13 protein-coding genes and 1 tRNA gene are annotated in these 14,447 nt (G+C 58.9%); 10 read left to right on the top strand and 4 right to left on the bottom strand.

Going from position 1 to position 14,447, the window contains the following annotated elements; all coding sequences use genetic code 11:
* Positions 1-31: 31 nt before the first annotated feature.
* Positions 32-484 (bottom strand): Lrp/AsnC family transcriptional regulator, encoded by a 453-nt coding sequence (locus VWZ81_RS12520; RefSeq protein ID WP_416534626.1) that lies wholly within the window; start codon positions 482-484, stop codon positions 32-34.
* A gap of 73 nt (positions 485-557) precedes the next feature.
* On the opposite strand from VWZ81_RS12520, the gene VWZ81_RS12525 reads away from it, so the two are divergent.
* The gene (locus tag VWZ81_RS12525; RefSeq protein WP_340546685.1) at positions 558-1,154 is read left to right on the top strand and encodes a LysE family translocator; all 597 of its coding nucleotides are present in this window, start codon (positions 558-560) and stop codon (positions 1,152-1,154) included.
* A gap of 3 nt (positions 1,155-1,157) precedes the next feature.
* Here VWZ81_RS12525 and VWZ81_RS12530 read toward each other — a convergent pair whose 3' ends face one another.
* The gene (locus VWZ81_RS12530) at positions 1,158-1,994 is read right to left on the bottom strand and encodes an AraC family transcriptional regulator (RefSeq protein WP_416534627.1); all 837 of its coding nucleotides are present in this window, start codon (positions 1,992-1,994) and stop codon (positions 1,158-1,160) included.
* Positions 1,995-2,114: 120 nt separating this feature from the next.
* Here VWZ81_RS12530 and VWZ81_RS12535 point away from each other — a divergent pair, with 120 nt between their 5' ends.
* Positions 2,115-3,077 carry an acetyl-CoA carboxylase carboxyltransferase subunit alpha gene (locus VWZ81_RS12535; protein WP_340546683.1) on the top strand — a complete coding sequence of 321 codons (963 nt, stop codon included), beginning with the start codon at positions 2,115-2,117 and terminating at the stop codon, positions 3,075-3,077.
* Positions 3,078-3,522: 445 nt separating this feature from the next.
* Here the strand turns inward: VWZ81_RS12535 and VWZ81_RS12540 are convergent, their stop codons facing one another.
* Both VWZ81_RS12540 and VWZ81_RS12545 read right to left on the bottom strand, forming a co-directional pair.
* A complete protein-coding gene (locus VWZ81_RS12540) occupies positions 3,523-4,179 on the bottom strand; it encodes a GntR family transcriptional regulator (RefSeq protein WP_340546682.1) in 657 nt (218 codons plus the stop codon).
* 86 nt (positions 4,180-4,265) lie between these two features.
* Positions 4,266-4,958 carry a SprT family zinc-dependent metalloprotease gene (locus VWZ81_RS12545; protein ID WP_340546681.1) on the bottom strand — a complete coding sequence of 231 codons (693 nt, stop codon included), beginning with the start codon at positions 4,956-4,958 and terminating at the stop codon, positions 4,266-4,268.
* 100 nt (positions 4,959-5,058) lie between these two features.
* Between VWZ81_RS12545 and VWZ81_RS12550 the strand changes: the two genes are divergently transcribed.
* The 8 genes from VWZ81_RS12550 to VWZ81_RS12585 all read left to right on the top strand — a co-directional run bounded on the left by VWZ81_RS12550 (position 5,059) and on the right by VWZ81_RS12585 (position 13,828).
* Positions 5,059-5,385 (top strand): TIGR02300 family protein, encoded by a 327-nt coding sequence (locus VWZ81_RS12550; RefSeq protein WP_416535560.1) that lies wholly within the window; start codon positions 5,059-5,061, stop codon positions 5,383-5,385.
* A gap of 175 nt (positions 5,386-5,560) precedes the next feature.
* Positions 5,561-5,636 (top strand) — tRNA-Ala (locus tag VWZ81_RS12555).
* Positions 5,637-5,737: 101 nt separating this feature from the next.
* Positions 5,738-7,552: a site-specific integrase gene (locus VWZ81_RS12560; RefSeq protein ID WP_416542781.1), complete on the top strand. Its 1,815-nt coding sequence runs from the start codon at positions 5,738-5,740 to the stop codon at positions 7,550-7,552.
* Positions 7,553-7,897: 345 nt separating this feature from the next.
* Positions 7,898-9,475, top strand: a complete 1,578-nt coding sequence (locus tag VWZ81_RS12565) for a hypothetical protein (RefSeq protein WP_416542782.1) — start codon at positions 7,898-7,900, stop codon at positions 9,473-9,475.
* A 382-nt stretch (positions 9,476-9,857) separates the two neighbouring features.
* Complete coding sequence (locus VWZ81_RS12570) at positions 9,858-10,910, top strand: hypothetical protein (protein ID WP_416542783.1); 1,053 nt, start codon at positions 9,858-9,860, stop codon at positions 10,908-10,910.
* A 100-nt stretch (positions 10,911-11,010) separates the two neighbouring features.
* A complete protein-coding gene (locus tag VWZ81_RS12575) occupies positions 11,011-11,541 on the top strand; it encodes a hypothetical protein (protein ID WP_416542784.1) in 531 nt (176 codons plus the stop codon).
* Positions 11,542-11,651: 110 nt separating this feature from the next.
* The gene (locus VWZ81_RS12580; protein ID WP_416542785.1) at positions 11,652-12,215 is read left to right on the top strand and encodes a recombinase family protein; all 564 of its coding nucleotides are present in this window, start codon (positions 11,652-11,654) and stop codon (positions 12,213-12,215) included.
* A 179-nt stretch (positions 12,216-12,394) separates the two neighbouring features.
* Positions 12,395-13,828, top strand: coding sequence for a HEPN domain-containing protein (locus VWZ81_RS12585; RefSeq protein ID WP_416542786.1), 1,434 nt, complete (start codon positions 12,395-12,397; stop codon positions 13,826-13,828).
* Positions 13,829-14,447: the final 619 nt, after the last annotated feature.

Genomic DNA, 14,447 nt, shown 5'->3' on the forward strand with positions numbered 1-14,447 from the left:
CAAATACTCAAAAATACCACCACCCCGGCGCTCAGGCCCGCAGATCCTTGGGCGATCCCATGACCACATAGGTGGTGATCGAAGTGACATAAGGCGACGTGCCCAGAATATCGGTGTGAAACTTCTTGTAACTTGGCAGATCTGCGCATTCGACCCGCAGCAGATATTCGATGGTGCCGGTGATATTGTGGCACTCCACCACCTCCGGCGCCTGTCGCATCGCAACCTCAAAGGCCTCCTGCGCTTCCTTGGTGTGTTCGCCAAGGCCAACGCCGATATAGGTGACAAACCCCACGCCCAGCGCCTGACGGTTCAACACCGCACGGTAGCCGGTGATGAGACCGCTGCGCTCCATCTCTTGTACCCGGCGCAGACAGGCCGAGGGTGACAGACCAACCCGGTCGGCCAGCTCCAGATTGCTGATCCGCCCGTCCCGGGTCAGCTCACGCAATATCTTGTCGTTTATTTGATCAAGTTTCGCCATTTGTTGCAAAACATGATCCATTCACGCAGAGAACGCAATTTCATTCATGCCGAGACCCTGCATTTTCATCGCCATGACTTATGAACTCTTCCTCGCCCTTGCGGCTTTTGTCTTCGGCACTGTTTTCACGCCCGGTCCCAACAATCTGATGTTGATGGCCTCAGGCGCCAATTTCGGTTTCCAGCGCACCCTGCCACATCTTCTTGGCGTGGCGATCGGTTTTCCGCTGATGATCCTGCCAGTGGGCCTTGGCGTGATGCAGCTGTTCGACGCCTTCCCGCCACTCACCTGGATCATGACCGCCCTGTCGGTGGCCTATATGCTCTGGCTGGCCTGGAAGGTCGCCAATGCGGCCCCGCCGCAGGACGGCGAGGCACAGGGCACACCGCTCAGCTTTCTTCAGGCCTGTGCCTTCCAATGGGTCAACCCAAAGGCCTGGGCAATGGCACTCGGCGCGATCACCCTCTATGCAGCCAGCCGCGATGTGACGGCGATCCTCTGGGTATCGGGCACCTATCTGCTGATTGGCTGTTTCTCAGCCTCGACCTGGACCATTCTGGGTCAGCAACTGCGACGGCTGCTGACCCGACCCGCTCAGCTGCGGGCATTCAACTGGACCATGGCGGCGCTGCTGTTGGCCTCGCTGGCCGCGATCCTGCTACAGGGCTGACACTCACTTCAGCGGCAGGCAGATCTCGGTCAGCAGCTCCTCCGGCGCGACCTGATGCGGATCATTGAGATAGATCTCGTAACAGGGCGCATCGGCCGGCTCTTCCTGCGACTGCGGTAACCAGGCCCCGAACAGATCGCCATAGGCCGCATGGATCCCGGAGTATGGCCCCTTGTAAGTCAGGACTGCGGTCTTGCCGCCGGGCAAGACAACCTCTTCCATCCCCTCCGGCAGGACACTGTCATCGGCCGTGCTGGCCCCGGCGAAGCTGCGCAGCTCCGCATCCGGAACAGCATCCGGGCTGTCGAGGTAGACACCGATCATCTGGCGCATCTGCGGCCAGAGATTGCGCGCCGTGCAAAGCGCGGAAAAGGCCTCGAAACTGCGACCAATCTCGCTATAGGCGCCTTTGTGGGCAAGCGCGGCCAGCCTGCGGCCGGGTTCGGTGCGAAGGGTAACGGGTAACATGGGTTCTCCTTTGGCAATCAGATTGGGATTTGGCGGCAGAAGACGGCCCCTTTTGCGAAACGCAGCGGGCGACACCCCATAGGCATCGGCGAAAACACGGGCAAAGGAACGTGGATTGGGATAGCCGGCAGCCTCGCCGATACGCTCGATCCGCGCGCTGCCCTGCACCAGAGCGGTCGCCGCCAGATGCAGCCGGATACGGCGCACCGCCTGCGCGCAGGTTTCCCCGGTCAGGGCGCGAAACACCCGGTGCCAATGGAACCGCGACATCGCCGCGACATCCGCCAGCGCATCCAGCGACAGGTCCCCCTCGGGGTTGTCGTAGATATACGCCAGCACACGCAGAATGCGGTCCTCATAGGAGTTGCTCATCGGAAAACGTCCCTCTTCTGACCGGTTTTGGATGCCATAGCAGCACTTCACAAATCTTGCTGAGTTGCATCCGCCGCCCCTTGAGGCCATATATCGGGCAAACCGCTCGAGTGAGACGACATGACCCAGTACATGGATTTTGAGAAACCGTTGGCCGAAATCGAAGGCAAGGCGGAAGAACTGCGCGCCCTGGCCCGGGCCAATGAAGAGGCCGATCTGACAGATGAGGCCGCAGCGCTAGACGCCAAGGCGGCGCAGTTGCTGATCGATCTTTACAAGGATCTGACCCCCTGGCGCAAATGTCAGGTCGCGCGTCACCCCGAACGGCCGCATTGCCGCGATTACATTGATGCGCTGTTCACCGAATACACGCCACTGGCCGGTGACCGGAACTTTGCCGATGATCTGGCGGTTATGGGCGGCCTGGCCCGCTTCAACGACCAGCCGGTTATGGTTATTGGCCATGAAAAAGGGTCCAACACCAAGGCTCGCATCGCCCATAACTTTGGCATGGCCCGCCCCGAAGGCTACCGCAAGGCCATCCGCCTGATGGAAATGGCCGGTCGTTTCGGCCTGCCCGTGGTGACCCTTGTGGACACCGCAGGCGCCTATCCCGGCAAAGGTGCCGAAGAACGCGGCCAATCCGAAGCCATTGCCCGCTCCACCGAGATGTGCCTCAAGATCGGTGTACCGCTGATCTCCATCATCATCGGCGAAGGCGGCTCCGGTGGCGCTGTGGCCTTTGCCACCGCGAACCGCGTCGCGATGCTGGAACATTCGGTTTACTCCGTGATCAGCCCCGAAGGCTGCGCCTCGATCCTCTGGAAGGATGCCGAGAAAATGCGTGAAGCCGCCGAAGCCCTGCGCCTTACCGCCCAGAACCTCAAGGAGCTGGCCGTGGTGGATAAGATCATCCCGGAACCGCTCGGCGGCGCCCATCGCAATGCCGAAGCCGCCTTTGAGGCGGTGCGCGGCGCGCTGGCGGAGATGCTGGCCGAGCTGGAGGGCAAAGATGCCGCCACGCTGATCAAGGACCGGCGCCAGAAGTTCCTGGACATCGGCTCCAAGGGGCTGGCGGCCTGACGCCTTCCCCGCCCTGAAGTCCGCATCCTTGCGGCGCCGGGCGGATATCGGCCCGGGCCAGGGCGCATGGCCATCACTACAGCAGCCGACAAAGCCGACCCTCGCCCGGTCGGCTTTGTGACATCAGCGGTGCATCACCGGATGCCAACCAGCAACTGAGCAAAGCGGCCCGCACTGCTGGCCCGGTCTCGCCGCCCTCATCGGCCAGACAGGAGGGATCGGTCATCCAGCTCCCTCCGATCCTCGATCAGCGCCGGCCCTCAGAGCAACGGTACGCAAGCGCTCCCGCGGCCACGCGTCACCGGCTTACGCCGCTGCCGCTGGCGGCCTTGGGCCTGGCCCGGCGCATGGCGCCGGGCCAGGCCCAACTGCGAGGACAATTGGTATAATTGGCCGGAGCCGGCGGGAGCACCCGGCCGACATTGGGACACCGCAGATCCTGCGTTCACCCTGCCAGCAGCCGCAGCCCCTGGGTCACGTCAGACCGGACCGCCAGCCGCAATCCCGGCTCATCCCCCGCCTTCAGCGCGGCAATGATCAGCTTGTGGTTCTGCGGTGGCTCGGTCCGCCGCAACCGCCCGTAGAGGGCCCGCATGGTCGGGCCCAGCTGCAACCAGACGGTCTCTGCCATGGCCAGCATCGCTGGCGCCTGCGCCCGCAGATAAAGCGTCCGGTGAAACTCCAGATTGGTGCGGATATAGCCCACCGCATCGCGCTTGGAGATCATCTCGGCCACATTGGTATTTATGCTTTGCAGCCGGTCGATCAGGGCAATATGCGCACGCGGCAGCGCCCGGCTGGCCAGCTCCACCTCGATCAGCGCGCGCAGGGCCGCCAGTTCTTCGATCCGCTCGTTTGTCAGCTCCGGCGTCGACACCCGGCCCGAAGATGACAGGAACAGCGCCCCCTCAGCCACCAGCCGCCGTACCGATTCGCGGGCCGGCGTCATCGACACATCAAACTCGCGACCAATCCCCCGCAGGGTCAGCGCCTCCCCTGGCGTCATCTCGCCATGCATGATCCGCGTGCGCAAGGTACGGTAGACCCGATCATGGGCGGACCCTGTGGGCGGCTCGGCGGTGGGGCGAACGGGATTGGACATGAGGTTCTTGTGATCACAAAACCACGTCACGTCAACAGCTCTCACAGCGTGAGGCCCTGAGCCCTCCCCCGCGCGCGCCGGGGCCGTCAGAACCGGTAGCGATGCAGGTGGTTGCCTTCGCTGCGCAGCCAGCCACGCGCCCCATCATATGGCCCGTAAAGCTCTCGGACGATGGCCCAGAAGGCCGGTGAGTGATTCATCTCCGCCAGGTGGGCCACCTCATGCGCCGCGACGTAGCGCAGCACCTCCGGTGGCGCCAGGATCAGCCGCCAAGAGTACATCAGCGCGCCATCGGAGGAACAGGATCCCCATCGCGACCGCGTATCCCGCAGGCTGATCCGGCAATAGCTGCGGCCCAGCGCCGCCGCATATTGATCCGACGCCGCCGCCAGCCGGTCGCGGGCCAGCTCTTGCAGGTAGCGCTGGATGCGGCGCCCCGGCCCCGCCCCGTTCACCGCCCCCGGCACCGCCAGTTGTCCCGGCTGCAACAGCAGGCGACGCCCGGTTCCAGCCACCACCCGTCGCGGTTGCCCGTCAATGGGCAGCAGGCTGCCATAGCCTACCTCTATGGGATCCGGGTGCCGCGCCAGATGGCCGCGGATCCAGTCTTCCTTTTCCTGGGCAAAGGCCAGCGCCTCTCGCTCTGGCACCCGCGCCGGCAGCGTCAGCGTCACCCGCCCGTCCAGCCCGGAGATCCGCAAACTGATCCGCCGCGCCCGCGCCGAGCGGCGCAGCGTCAGCGGAACCGGCGGATCTCCGGGCAGGTGATGATCAGCCATGGCGACCTCCCCTTTTGGCAAAGGCTTTGACAGCACCCGGCGCATATGGCAAGGCACCTGAATCGTCGAACCGACTCAGCAGAAAATCAAGGGGATCCACATGCCCAATGAAGAATGGGGTGTAAAGCGCGTTTGCCCGACAACCGGCAAACGTTTTTATGACCTGAACAAGAACCCGATCATCAGCCCATACACTGGCGAGGTGGTCGAACTGAACAACGGCAAAAGCCGGATGATCGAAGCCGACGCCGAAGACGCGGCAAGCCGCAAGGCCAAAGAAAACACCGACGGCGATGACGCGGTGCTTGATGATGCAGATGACGTCGATCTGGATCTGGGCGACGACGTCCTGGATGACGATGACGACGAGGACAACGTCTCGCTTGAAGATATCGCCGACGTCGCCTCTGAAGACGACGATTCCTAAGGCCACACGGCCCTTGGGGGAGGTGCTGCCACCTCCCCCGGACAGCCAGAATTACAGCCGAAATTCAGCTGCCAAAAAAATCTCGGACGATGGTGCATTTTCCGCTTGCGGCCCGCGCCAGCCTCCCTTAAATCACCGTCACACACCGCGAGACGGAAACGAAACGCGGCGGTTTGGGGCCTTAGCTCAGCTGGGAGAGCGCCTGCATGGCATGCAGGAGGTCAGCGGTTCGATCCCGCTAGGCTCCACCAAACACCTCCTAAGTACTTGATGTTACAGGAGGCCATTGAAATCAAACAGCTTTATCTTCCCGAGTGGTACACATTGGTGGTACACACGAGGTGTGGAAGACTTGTCTGCATATCCCGGCCTAGTTCGAAAGCCGAGCGGTGTTTACGCCGTCCGAATACGCATACCGCAAGACATTGCAGCACTGATTGAAGGTGATCCATCCGTCTGGAAAGCTCTTGCCGTGAACCCCGGTGCACGGTTGAGCAAGTGGCGAGATACGTTGACCACTGTACAGCGCGGCCAGCCGGTGAACGTGAAGAAGGAGTTCAAGCAGACGCTCAATGTGCGCAAACTCACCGATGCCAAGGCCCCCTACTTCGCGCTCCGCAACGAACTGGAAGCGGCATTCCAAGTCATCCGTTCCGCCTATAGTCGCGAGCCGGTCGCTGCGACCGAGCAAGACCTGACTGCACTTTCCGAAGCCTACTTTGCCCAGATCGAGGCTGACGCCGAACGCAACGCAACCGAGCTACTTGGTGATCCCGAGGCGCAGAGAGCGGCGCTAAACAACACGCTGGAGGACATCGCCGTCATCCAGAACGGCCACACATCGGCCTTGGGGGCTTTCCAGCAGCGGGCAAAAGCACTTCTCACGGAGCACGGCTTTGACTTGTCCAGTGACACACGCAGCACACTAACCAGTTTGCTGATGCGCCAAGCCCTCAGATCAGAACGCAGAAGCCTTGATCGCTATCGTGGCGACTTCACGCCGGACCTTGCGCCCAGCGCCGCCTTGGCCACACGCTCTGTGGCGCATTCAGAATGCTGCGCCTGCCTGCGGGATACATTCGAGCAGTATCTGTCCGACAAGCGCAAGCTTCGGCTCAAGTCCGTCGAATACCTCAAAGCCTTCGGTGAGATGATGAAGGACTTCATCGGGCCGGACAAACCGATCCGGGACATCACACGACAGGATGCGCGCGACTTCCTGCATATGTTGGAGCACCTTCCCCCCAATGCCGCCAAGCACGCTGAGTTCCGGCACATGACCGCTCCAGAGGCCAGCCGCGCCAATGAGATGGCTGAGGGCCAAACTATCGCACCTGCTACTTTGAACAAGCACTTCTCAAACTTCAGGGCCTTCTTGCAGTTCTGCGTGGTTGAGGAAATCGCTGACAAGAACGTGGCGCTCGGCCTTAAGGCCCAATCTGCCAACCCACCAAGCCTGAAGAAGCGTGGACCGTTTACCGATGCTGAGTTGAGCATGATCTTTGGCAAGGCGTATAAGGAAAACGCTGGCCCTGCGCGGACGCGCATGAGCTTCGATCCAGAAGCCTTTCCTATGCACGCGCGCTACTGGGTGCCTTTGATTGCGCTCTTCTCCGGCATGCGACTGCAAGAGATTTGCCAGCTCGAGGTCGCCGCTATCGGAGAGCAAGACGGTATCCACTTCATCTCGACAGAGTGGGACATTGCTGAAGAGACTGACCAGTTGGAAACCGGGCGAAGGAAGCACCTCAAGAATGACAACTCCGTGCGTCGTATCCCGATACACCCTGAGTTGGTAAGGTTGGGGCTTCTTGAGTTTCACCAACGGCGCAAAGCTGAAGGGCAGCACTATCTTTTCCCAGAACTACCGGCTCGCAGCGACGGCAAAGTCTCCCGCAATGTGGGCGACTGGTTTGGCAGGTACATTCGCGACCTTGGCATCAGTGACCGCTCGAAGGTGTTCCACAGCTTTCGATACTGCTTTCGTGGGGCGATGTCTTATGCCAAGGCGAACCCGGATATCATTCGTCAAGTCGGTGGTTGGTCATCTAAGGATACTGCCGATCACTATGCGTCAAGCCTTGCGCTTAAGGCGGCTGCTAGCGAGGTTGCCAAGGTCAGATACGAGGGCCTGACGCTCAATCATTTGCGACAGCGTTCCGGTTAGTTTCCTACGCCCACTTGGTTGGAGAGGGATAGACAACCTACGCTGGTGGCAGCTTGATGTCATGACCTCATGATGAGCTATGGAGTACCACTTGGGAAGGGCTGGACCTCCGCCACTTCTAAGCCGATGGGGCAAGGCTCGACACTCAGACAGGGGCTGTCTGGAAAGCTCTAAGGCCATTGCCACTATGGGGCGATTATGCTAGTATACAAATACCGCGCAGAGGTCAGCCCTCGCCCAGATATGGCACAAGTTAGAAGCTGCCCATAGCTCACCACCCCGCCTTCTTAACCACCCCAGATTTACACTTCTGCTACCAACAACACTCATATAGACGTTCAAGCTATGAGCTATAGACGTCTCCCTCTATTTGACAGCACGATACAAGTCAGCGCCGACACCGCCAAACAAGACAAGGTGCGCGTCAAATATGGAGATTGGACCTTCCACGACATAACAGACCAAGCTCGTCACGCGGCAACCCAAATCGCTCAAGAAGAGCATGCGATCCCCGGCAACCAGAACTCAGCTGCCCGACGTATCTTCAACACCCCGCGCGACTATGGGTATCGAAGCAGGTCCGTACAATTCACTCGGCAACCGATCAATGATCAGGACGGTCCATTGTACGGCTTGCCCCTCGCCAGAGGCACATTGGATTTTTCAGACCAGAGCCGCGCGGGGCGCACCCCCTTTCCTGAAATCGAACTGCAGAGGCTAAGGCAGGAAAGAGAAGAGTACCTCCAGCGGCGAAGCGAGGCACGCCGGGGCGGGCAGGAACTTGAAGAGCAAGAGCCATCTGATCCCGATGACTTCGAACCGACGCCTTATCGTATCTCTGCACAGCTAACCCTCAATCCTACGCGGATGATCAACCATCAGTACCTGCGGGACGCGGCTTCCCAAAGAAATGAACCGGGGTTCACCTATCCCGAGATAACGCTACTCACCTCCCGGCGCGGCGTGGCGGACGGCAACCACGAAGGCGAGTTCACCCTCGCCGATCATGACAACGTCATCATCGACGTGCGACGTCACCTCATGTCCCAGCCGCCCCACTACAGGCAGCTGCGCGACAATTACTTTCGTGCATGGCTGGAATTCTTCGATCAGCGCCTGCGAGCGCAGTTGGAAGATCCTGACATGCCCAGCCAGTTCAGCTTCCTACCTCGCTTCAGCTTGCAAAGCGTCGAGAACTATCATGAGTTCCAGTGCGACACCCCATTGCAGGCCATAGAAAGCCTGCGCCCATACATCCGCACCCTGAGCCAGAATATGAGAAACCTGCGCATCAGCGACTGGTCCCAAAGCGACTACATCCAAGGCAACGAAATCGGGTATAGGGTGGATCTGGCACGAGGTCTTGAGCTGGTCATCTATGCGAAGACTAACAAACGTATCCGAGTGGAGGCCCGCACCGCGCTTGATGAGCGCCTGAACGACCGGAACTTCCCCTTCACGGCACAGACCACATCAGACCTTGAGGGTATGATCGCCCTGATGGAGGCCACTGCTGAAGATGCAGCCACCCACGTGAACCGAGCGCTTGACCTGTTGCGACCGGGCCTTCCCGGTGGGGCTACACACGTAGATCAAGCACCGCCTTACGAATTGGTCCGCGAGATCATGCGGGCCGTGAGTGACGAGCACCGCGACCTAGCCAACACTGCAGCGAACAGACGCCGAATAGCCACTGCACAGCAGATGCTGATTAGCCTCATCATGATACGCAATGGAGCCGCACCAATGCCACAGGAGCGGCTCCGCAAGGCTGTCGCGCTACTGCAAAGGCGTCGAGTACTCCTAGCCCCCAACAGTGGCCATGTGCGCGCTCTTGCCCCGAAATATCGGCGTGCCAGAGAAGTGCTTCTTGCTGAGGTACACGGTGGCGAAGGCGCATCTGAGCAGGATACTGACGCATAGCTCAGGCGGTGAGTATGTCTCTGATGTCAGTCCCATGTGAACCATTGCTACACACCACAGCAAAGCGACCGCGACACCCCCGTGCATGCCTCGAAATGACCTGTCAGCCACACCCCATTCTCCTTGAGTTAGGCTTTGGCACAGGGTAAATTACTGACAGGACTGCGTAAAACGGCGCGGTCTCGGGGCGTCGTAACCCCTCCCGTAGCGGCTGGTGTCAGCCGTAATGCCACCTCCTCAACCATTATGGTCGGGGAGGCTGCGGCGTATGTCCAGAGCCTCGGCTTAAAGGCCGTAGCGGCTGTCTACGGGCGGCTTACGAACTCCCCGGTCACCAGAGGCGCTCTGGTGGCCGTTTCTTTGGACCGTTGGGAGTTTAGACGTGAACGTCATTATCATAATACTTGCAGTCATTGCTGTCGCCTCCAGCTTCTCCATTTGGGCGGGGCTTGTCATGCTCTTCTTCAAGAGCCGCCGAAAGAAAGGCGCTCGGATCGCCGCGATCTCACTGTTCAACATTGTTGTCCTTGGCGGTGCCGGGGCTGTGTTGCAGGAGAAGTATGGCACCGCACCAGACGCCAGCCTCACCGCTACACAGACCACCGGTTCTGAAGCCTCAATCATCGCTTCAGCCGCGACCACTTCGACAACAACCACACCAGCGCAGTCGACAAATGCGCCTGCATGGAAGGTCGCGGGTTTCCCGTCCCAAAAAGTCGCTGAACAGGCGGCAGCATTGGGATGGAAATCCTACTCCACCTATCGGCTACGCAACAACGGCGATGCCATCGCGCTATGGTGCGAAATGGACACGACACAACGCGCCTTATCTCATCAGCGTGATGCCGAGCTGAACGCTAACCCCGGCGAAGAAGCCCGCAAAGAAATCACGGGGCGCTATGACGCGTTACAGCGGGATCTAACGGCGAACCTCGCGTCTCAGCTAGGGATCAAAGAATGGGAGCTCAACAAGCTTTCCATGAATGCACCTTGGCCCACCTACTGTCGAGCAAAGAGCAAGGGCTGGGCAGTGGTCACGCCAGAACTTGCAGCGGGGACCTCCCGAGCGGATGCGAAGGAAGCTCGCGAGGCTTTGTATTACTTCTACCTTGGTAACCTGTCTGCGGGCACGTCCCCCTTCTTCGACAACGACCGGTACTCGTCTGTGAACTGCAAATGGGAAAACGTTGGCGACATGCGCGTCGTGGGCTGCAAGCTGCAATCCTTCTCAGCGATCTCTGACTGGGATTTATTCACCGTCGCACGCCTCAAGAATGGTCGCCTTGTGGTTGCTCCGATGGATGGTCAGACCTCAACTCACATCACCAGCCTTGGCGATTTAAACTATGTTCAGGTCGCAGATTTCCCGCGCGCCTATCTAGCCGAGTTCGCGGGGGAGGTCGACTTCACCACGCTTCGCGAAGAGTTCAATTAACCCTGATCATGAACCCGGGTGCAAAGGCTACGGATTGCTTGCGCTCATCGAACCGCGCCAGCAACACCGCTCTTTGCACCCTCTCGACTTGAGGCCTGACATGAAATCTACCTTCTGGGAGTTGGAAAGGCTCGGGCGCGTCAAGCTGTCCAAGCACTTCACCTTCCGCCAGTTCCTCCATTCTGAAATCGCCGCTGCTTATGGCGTCGTCAACATGCCCGATGACGCTGAACTGGCTATCGAGATGGGGCGCGGGCTGTGCGCCAATGTGCTGGAACCCATCGTGTCTGAGTTCGGGCCGATCATCATCCGCTCTGGCTTTCGCTCTGCCCGTCTGAATGCGCTAGGGCACAGGCTAGGCCTCAAATGCGCAAGCAACGAAAAGAACTACGCCGCACATATCTGGGACCGACGCGATGCGGTCGGCAACGCAGGGGCCTCAGCCTGCATCGTCGTTCCCGCCTTCAACGAGGGCCATACGGGCCATGATGGATGGCAGGACCTTGCAGACCATCTGATGACTTCTCTGCCCTGCACAGAGCCTAAGCGGTTCAAGAATGACAACGCGTTCAACATCGGCTGGAAGCAGCAGCCCAGCGCACAGACGCAGACCCGTCCCCGTTCTCTATAGGGCGGGGTTATCAGAGACAGACCGCGCCGCCTGAAATCTGTCTCTATGAGGTGTTTTTACAAAGAGAGACACCATTCTCTCCAACTCTAGATGCTATTGGGAGGTTCACCATGCAGGTAGGCTACGCACGCACATCAACCGCCGATCAGGTCGCTGGGTTTGAAGCCCAGAAGCGTGACCTCATCCAAGCTGGGTGCGAGGAGGTGTTCAGTGAACAAGTCTCGTCCGTCGCCCAACGCGCAGAACTGGAGAACGTGCTGAAATTCGTCCGGTGCAAAGACACTCTCGTCGTCACCAAACTGGACCGCCTCGCACGTTCCACCCAGCATCTACTCAAGATCGTTGATGAGTTGGAAGCCAAGGGTGTCGCCCTTCGCATCCTCGATTTCGGTGGTGCTGAGGTGGACACCCAATCCCCAAGCGGCAAACTCATGCTAACCATGTTCGCGGCGATGGCTCAATTTGAGCGTGAGATGATGCTAGAGAGGCAGCGGGAAGGCATCGCCAAAGCGAAGCTAGCAGGCAAATATAAAGGTCGCACACCAGTGCCGAAAGAGAAAGTCGAACAGGCCTGCCAGTTAAGAAGCCAAGGTATGAAGGTAGCTGACATTGCAAAGCGACTTTCCATAGGGCGCGCGACCGTTTACCGTGTACTGAAGGGGCAAGCACTGTGACCGCACTGCAAGACAGCGGCGCCTGATACTGCGCTGCCGATATCGCTCCGTCCATGAGCGCAAAACCCAAGGAGCGTGGCGTCGCCACCCACGCCATGGCGAGTTGTGCAGCCGCAGATCAACAAGGAGAGGCGACATGACCCGCGTTAGCAACAGGCTCTGTTCTCAGAGGCAGCGGTTTGATTGAGAACTTTGAAGAATGGTTTGCTGTTCGAGACGGACATGACGATGACAGCATCTGGCCGGGGCGTCTGAGCTTTAGCAAAAAGAACGGAGTAATACTCGAGGTGATAGCCTTCCCTGATGGCGGGGACCTCTACCAAGCTCCAAGCTGCGACACGGGGACGATAACCGGCTACCTAGATTATCAGCGACCAACAACCATTGTTAACCCTTGGGTTCAATCGCAAGCGGGTGCACGTTGGGGGGTGGATACGCCGGTCATGCGCGCAAAGGCCCGGATCGTAGGTAGCGCGATACTAAAGAACATTCACCTGACCGATATAAACGAGGCCTGCTTTACAGGCATCAGTATGGAGCTGCCTTCATTCAGCTCTTGGTATGCGCCAAAGATGGTCAATACTGACTTTAGTTTGCGCGACACAAAAGGGCCTCCAGCAATTGAGGTAGGTGTGGATAAGCCAGAGCGGTGCGAATTCATATTGAGCGATCAGACCAATGTGCAGGTCGATAGCTATGCTCGTACCTCCGATGAAGGCGCAGTTACTTCTGTAACGCAACGTACTTCGTTGTGGCTTCAGTTCTCAGAGGCCGCCAACTACGAAGCCGTTTTAAAGCGGATCAGCCGCATTAATACTCTGTTTTGTTTTCTCTTGGGTCATCGTATGGCGCAGTCCCCCTATCGGCTCCATACTACCCACACCCGGACTTGGAACGATGAGAGCCGTTCCATCGTGGCGGAGCTTTTCATACGTCCTGCCTTCAAGAGCAAGACGGAGCATGTAGAATGGCATGACGCGCTGTTCACACGCCACAATTGCACACTCGATGCTTGCAGCATACTGAACGCTGCGGTGGAGCAGCCAGATGCTCTATTCTATCTGATGAACATGGTACTGCTAATGGAGCATTCGAAGAAGCTGTCAGCAAATACCTTCAGTGAGTTCATCGGGTGCCTAGAAGACTTTGATCAATCTGTCTTTGGAAACGGATCTTCCTCTGATCTCAGAGCGCTGCGTAAGTCCCTTAAGGCGGTTGTCGCCGAGCATGGTACGGAAGTGGACAAGCAGGCACTTAGCGACCTTATTCACAGATCGCCCAACAGGTACTCTCTGGCACAGCGCCTTGGACGACTGCAACAGGCTTGGTCCGAAAGCGGGTTCCGAGGCTCGCCTGAGCCAAAGGAACTAGTAAAGCTCAGGAACGACATATCACATGGCCGAGCCGCCACCTTGGAAGACGATGACTATCAGAAGGTGTTGTGGTTCGGCTATTATCTCTGCGCGTTGTCGCGATTTCACATCTTCAGGCAGCTTGGCTTGTCTGCTGAGGACATCGGCAAAGCGTTTTGCAGGGTCCCACATAGGTATGGCATGTACGCTCCACGTTCCGGCGCAGACGGCTCTCAGGAGGCAAGGAGTGAAACTGTGTGAGCGAAGTGGGTGGTACACATGGGTACACCTGACGGAAAATAGATCACCCTACAATCAATGCCTTACAGGATGCCTCCGCAAATCCCTCCTCCGCTACCAGACGTTGCTCCTTTGCAGAAGCCCTGCCTGCGCGAGATCACGTGAGCGAAATTGGGCTTTTCAGTGGACCACACACGTGGTACACAATTGGCTGTAGCACTCAGTATTAGTCATTGATTTTGAATGATAAATGGTGGCGGCAGACAGCTCCCGCTAGGCTCCACCAAACCCTCTCTGAAATGAGTAAGATGGCGTGGCTCACCCCACAGCGTTAACTGGCTCATCTGTGCCGCACGGTGCTGTTTTCACTCAACAATCACTGCCGCATTGATCCGCACCCTTGGGCAGAAAGATCGCCTTGCAGTCCTTTCTCCTGTCAGAACGGGGGGCGGCAGATGGGCGACCATCTCCTCGTTTTGCATTTTTGGCAGCGCATAATAGACCCTGAGCCGAAGACCACGGCCACAGCACAACCACCATCCGCTCATGACGCCCGCCGCACGCGACGATGGCTTGAAAAGATGTGCTGCGAGCAGATATGCGGTCACGCGGCGTGGTCACCTTGCGGTCATGCCGATCC

Origin of the sequence: Phaeobacter sp. JH20_34 (assembly GCF_048056095.1) — a bacterium.
GTDB lineage: Bacteria > Pseudomonadota > Alphaproteobacteria > Rhodobacterales > Rhodobacteraceae > Phaeobacter > Phaeobacter bryozoorum.

Coding starts and splice junctions, on each gene's coding strand:
- VWZ81_RS12520 (WP_416534626.1), bottom strand. CDS start 484: ATGGCGAAACTTGATCAAATAAACGACAAGATATTGCGTGAGCTGACC.
- VWZ81_RS12525 (WP_340546685.1), top strand. CDS start 558: ATGACTTATGAACTCTTCCTCGCCCTTGCGGCTTTTGTCTTCGGCACT.
- VWZ81_RS12530 (WP_416534627.1), bottom strand. CDS start 1,994: ATGAGCAACTCCTATGAGGACCGCATTCTGCGTGTGCTGGCGTATATC.
- VWZ81_RS12535 (WP_340546683.1), top strand. CDS start 2,115: ATGACCCAGTACATGGATTTTGAGAAACCGTTGGCCGAAATCGAAGGC.
- VWZ81_RS12540 (WP_340546682.1), bottom strand. CDS start 4,179: ATGTCCAATCCCGTTCGCCCCACCGCCGAGCCGCCCACAGGGTCCGCC.
- VWZ81_RS12545 (WP_340546681.1), bottom strand. CDS start 4,958: ATGGCTGATCATCACCTGCCCGGAGATCCGCCGGTTCCGCTGACGCTG.
- VWZ81_RS12550 (WP_416535560.1), top strand. CDS start 5,059: ATGCCCAATGAAGAATGGGGTGTAAAGCGCGTTTGCCCGACAACCGGC.
- VWZ81_RS12565 (WP_416542782.1), top strand. CDS start 7,898: ATGAGCTATAGACGTCTCCCTCTATTTGACAGCACGATACAAGTCAGC.
- VWZ81_RS12575 (WP_416542784.1), top strand. CDS start 11,011: ATGAAATCTACCTTCTGGGAGTTGGAAAGGCTCGGGCGCGTCAAGCTG.
- VWZ81_RS12580 (WP_416542785.1), top strand. CDS start 11,652: ATGCAGGTAGGCTACGCACGCACATCAACCGCCGATCAGGTCGCTGGG.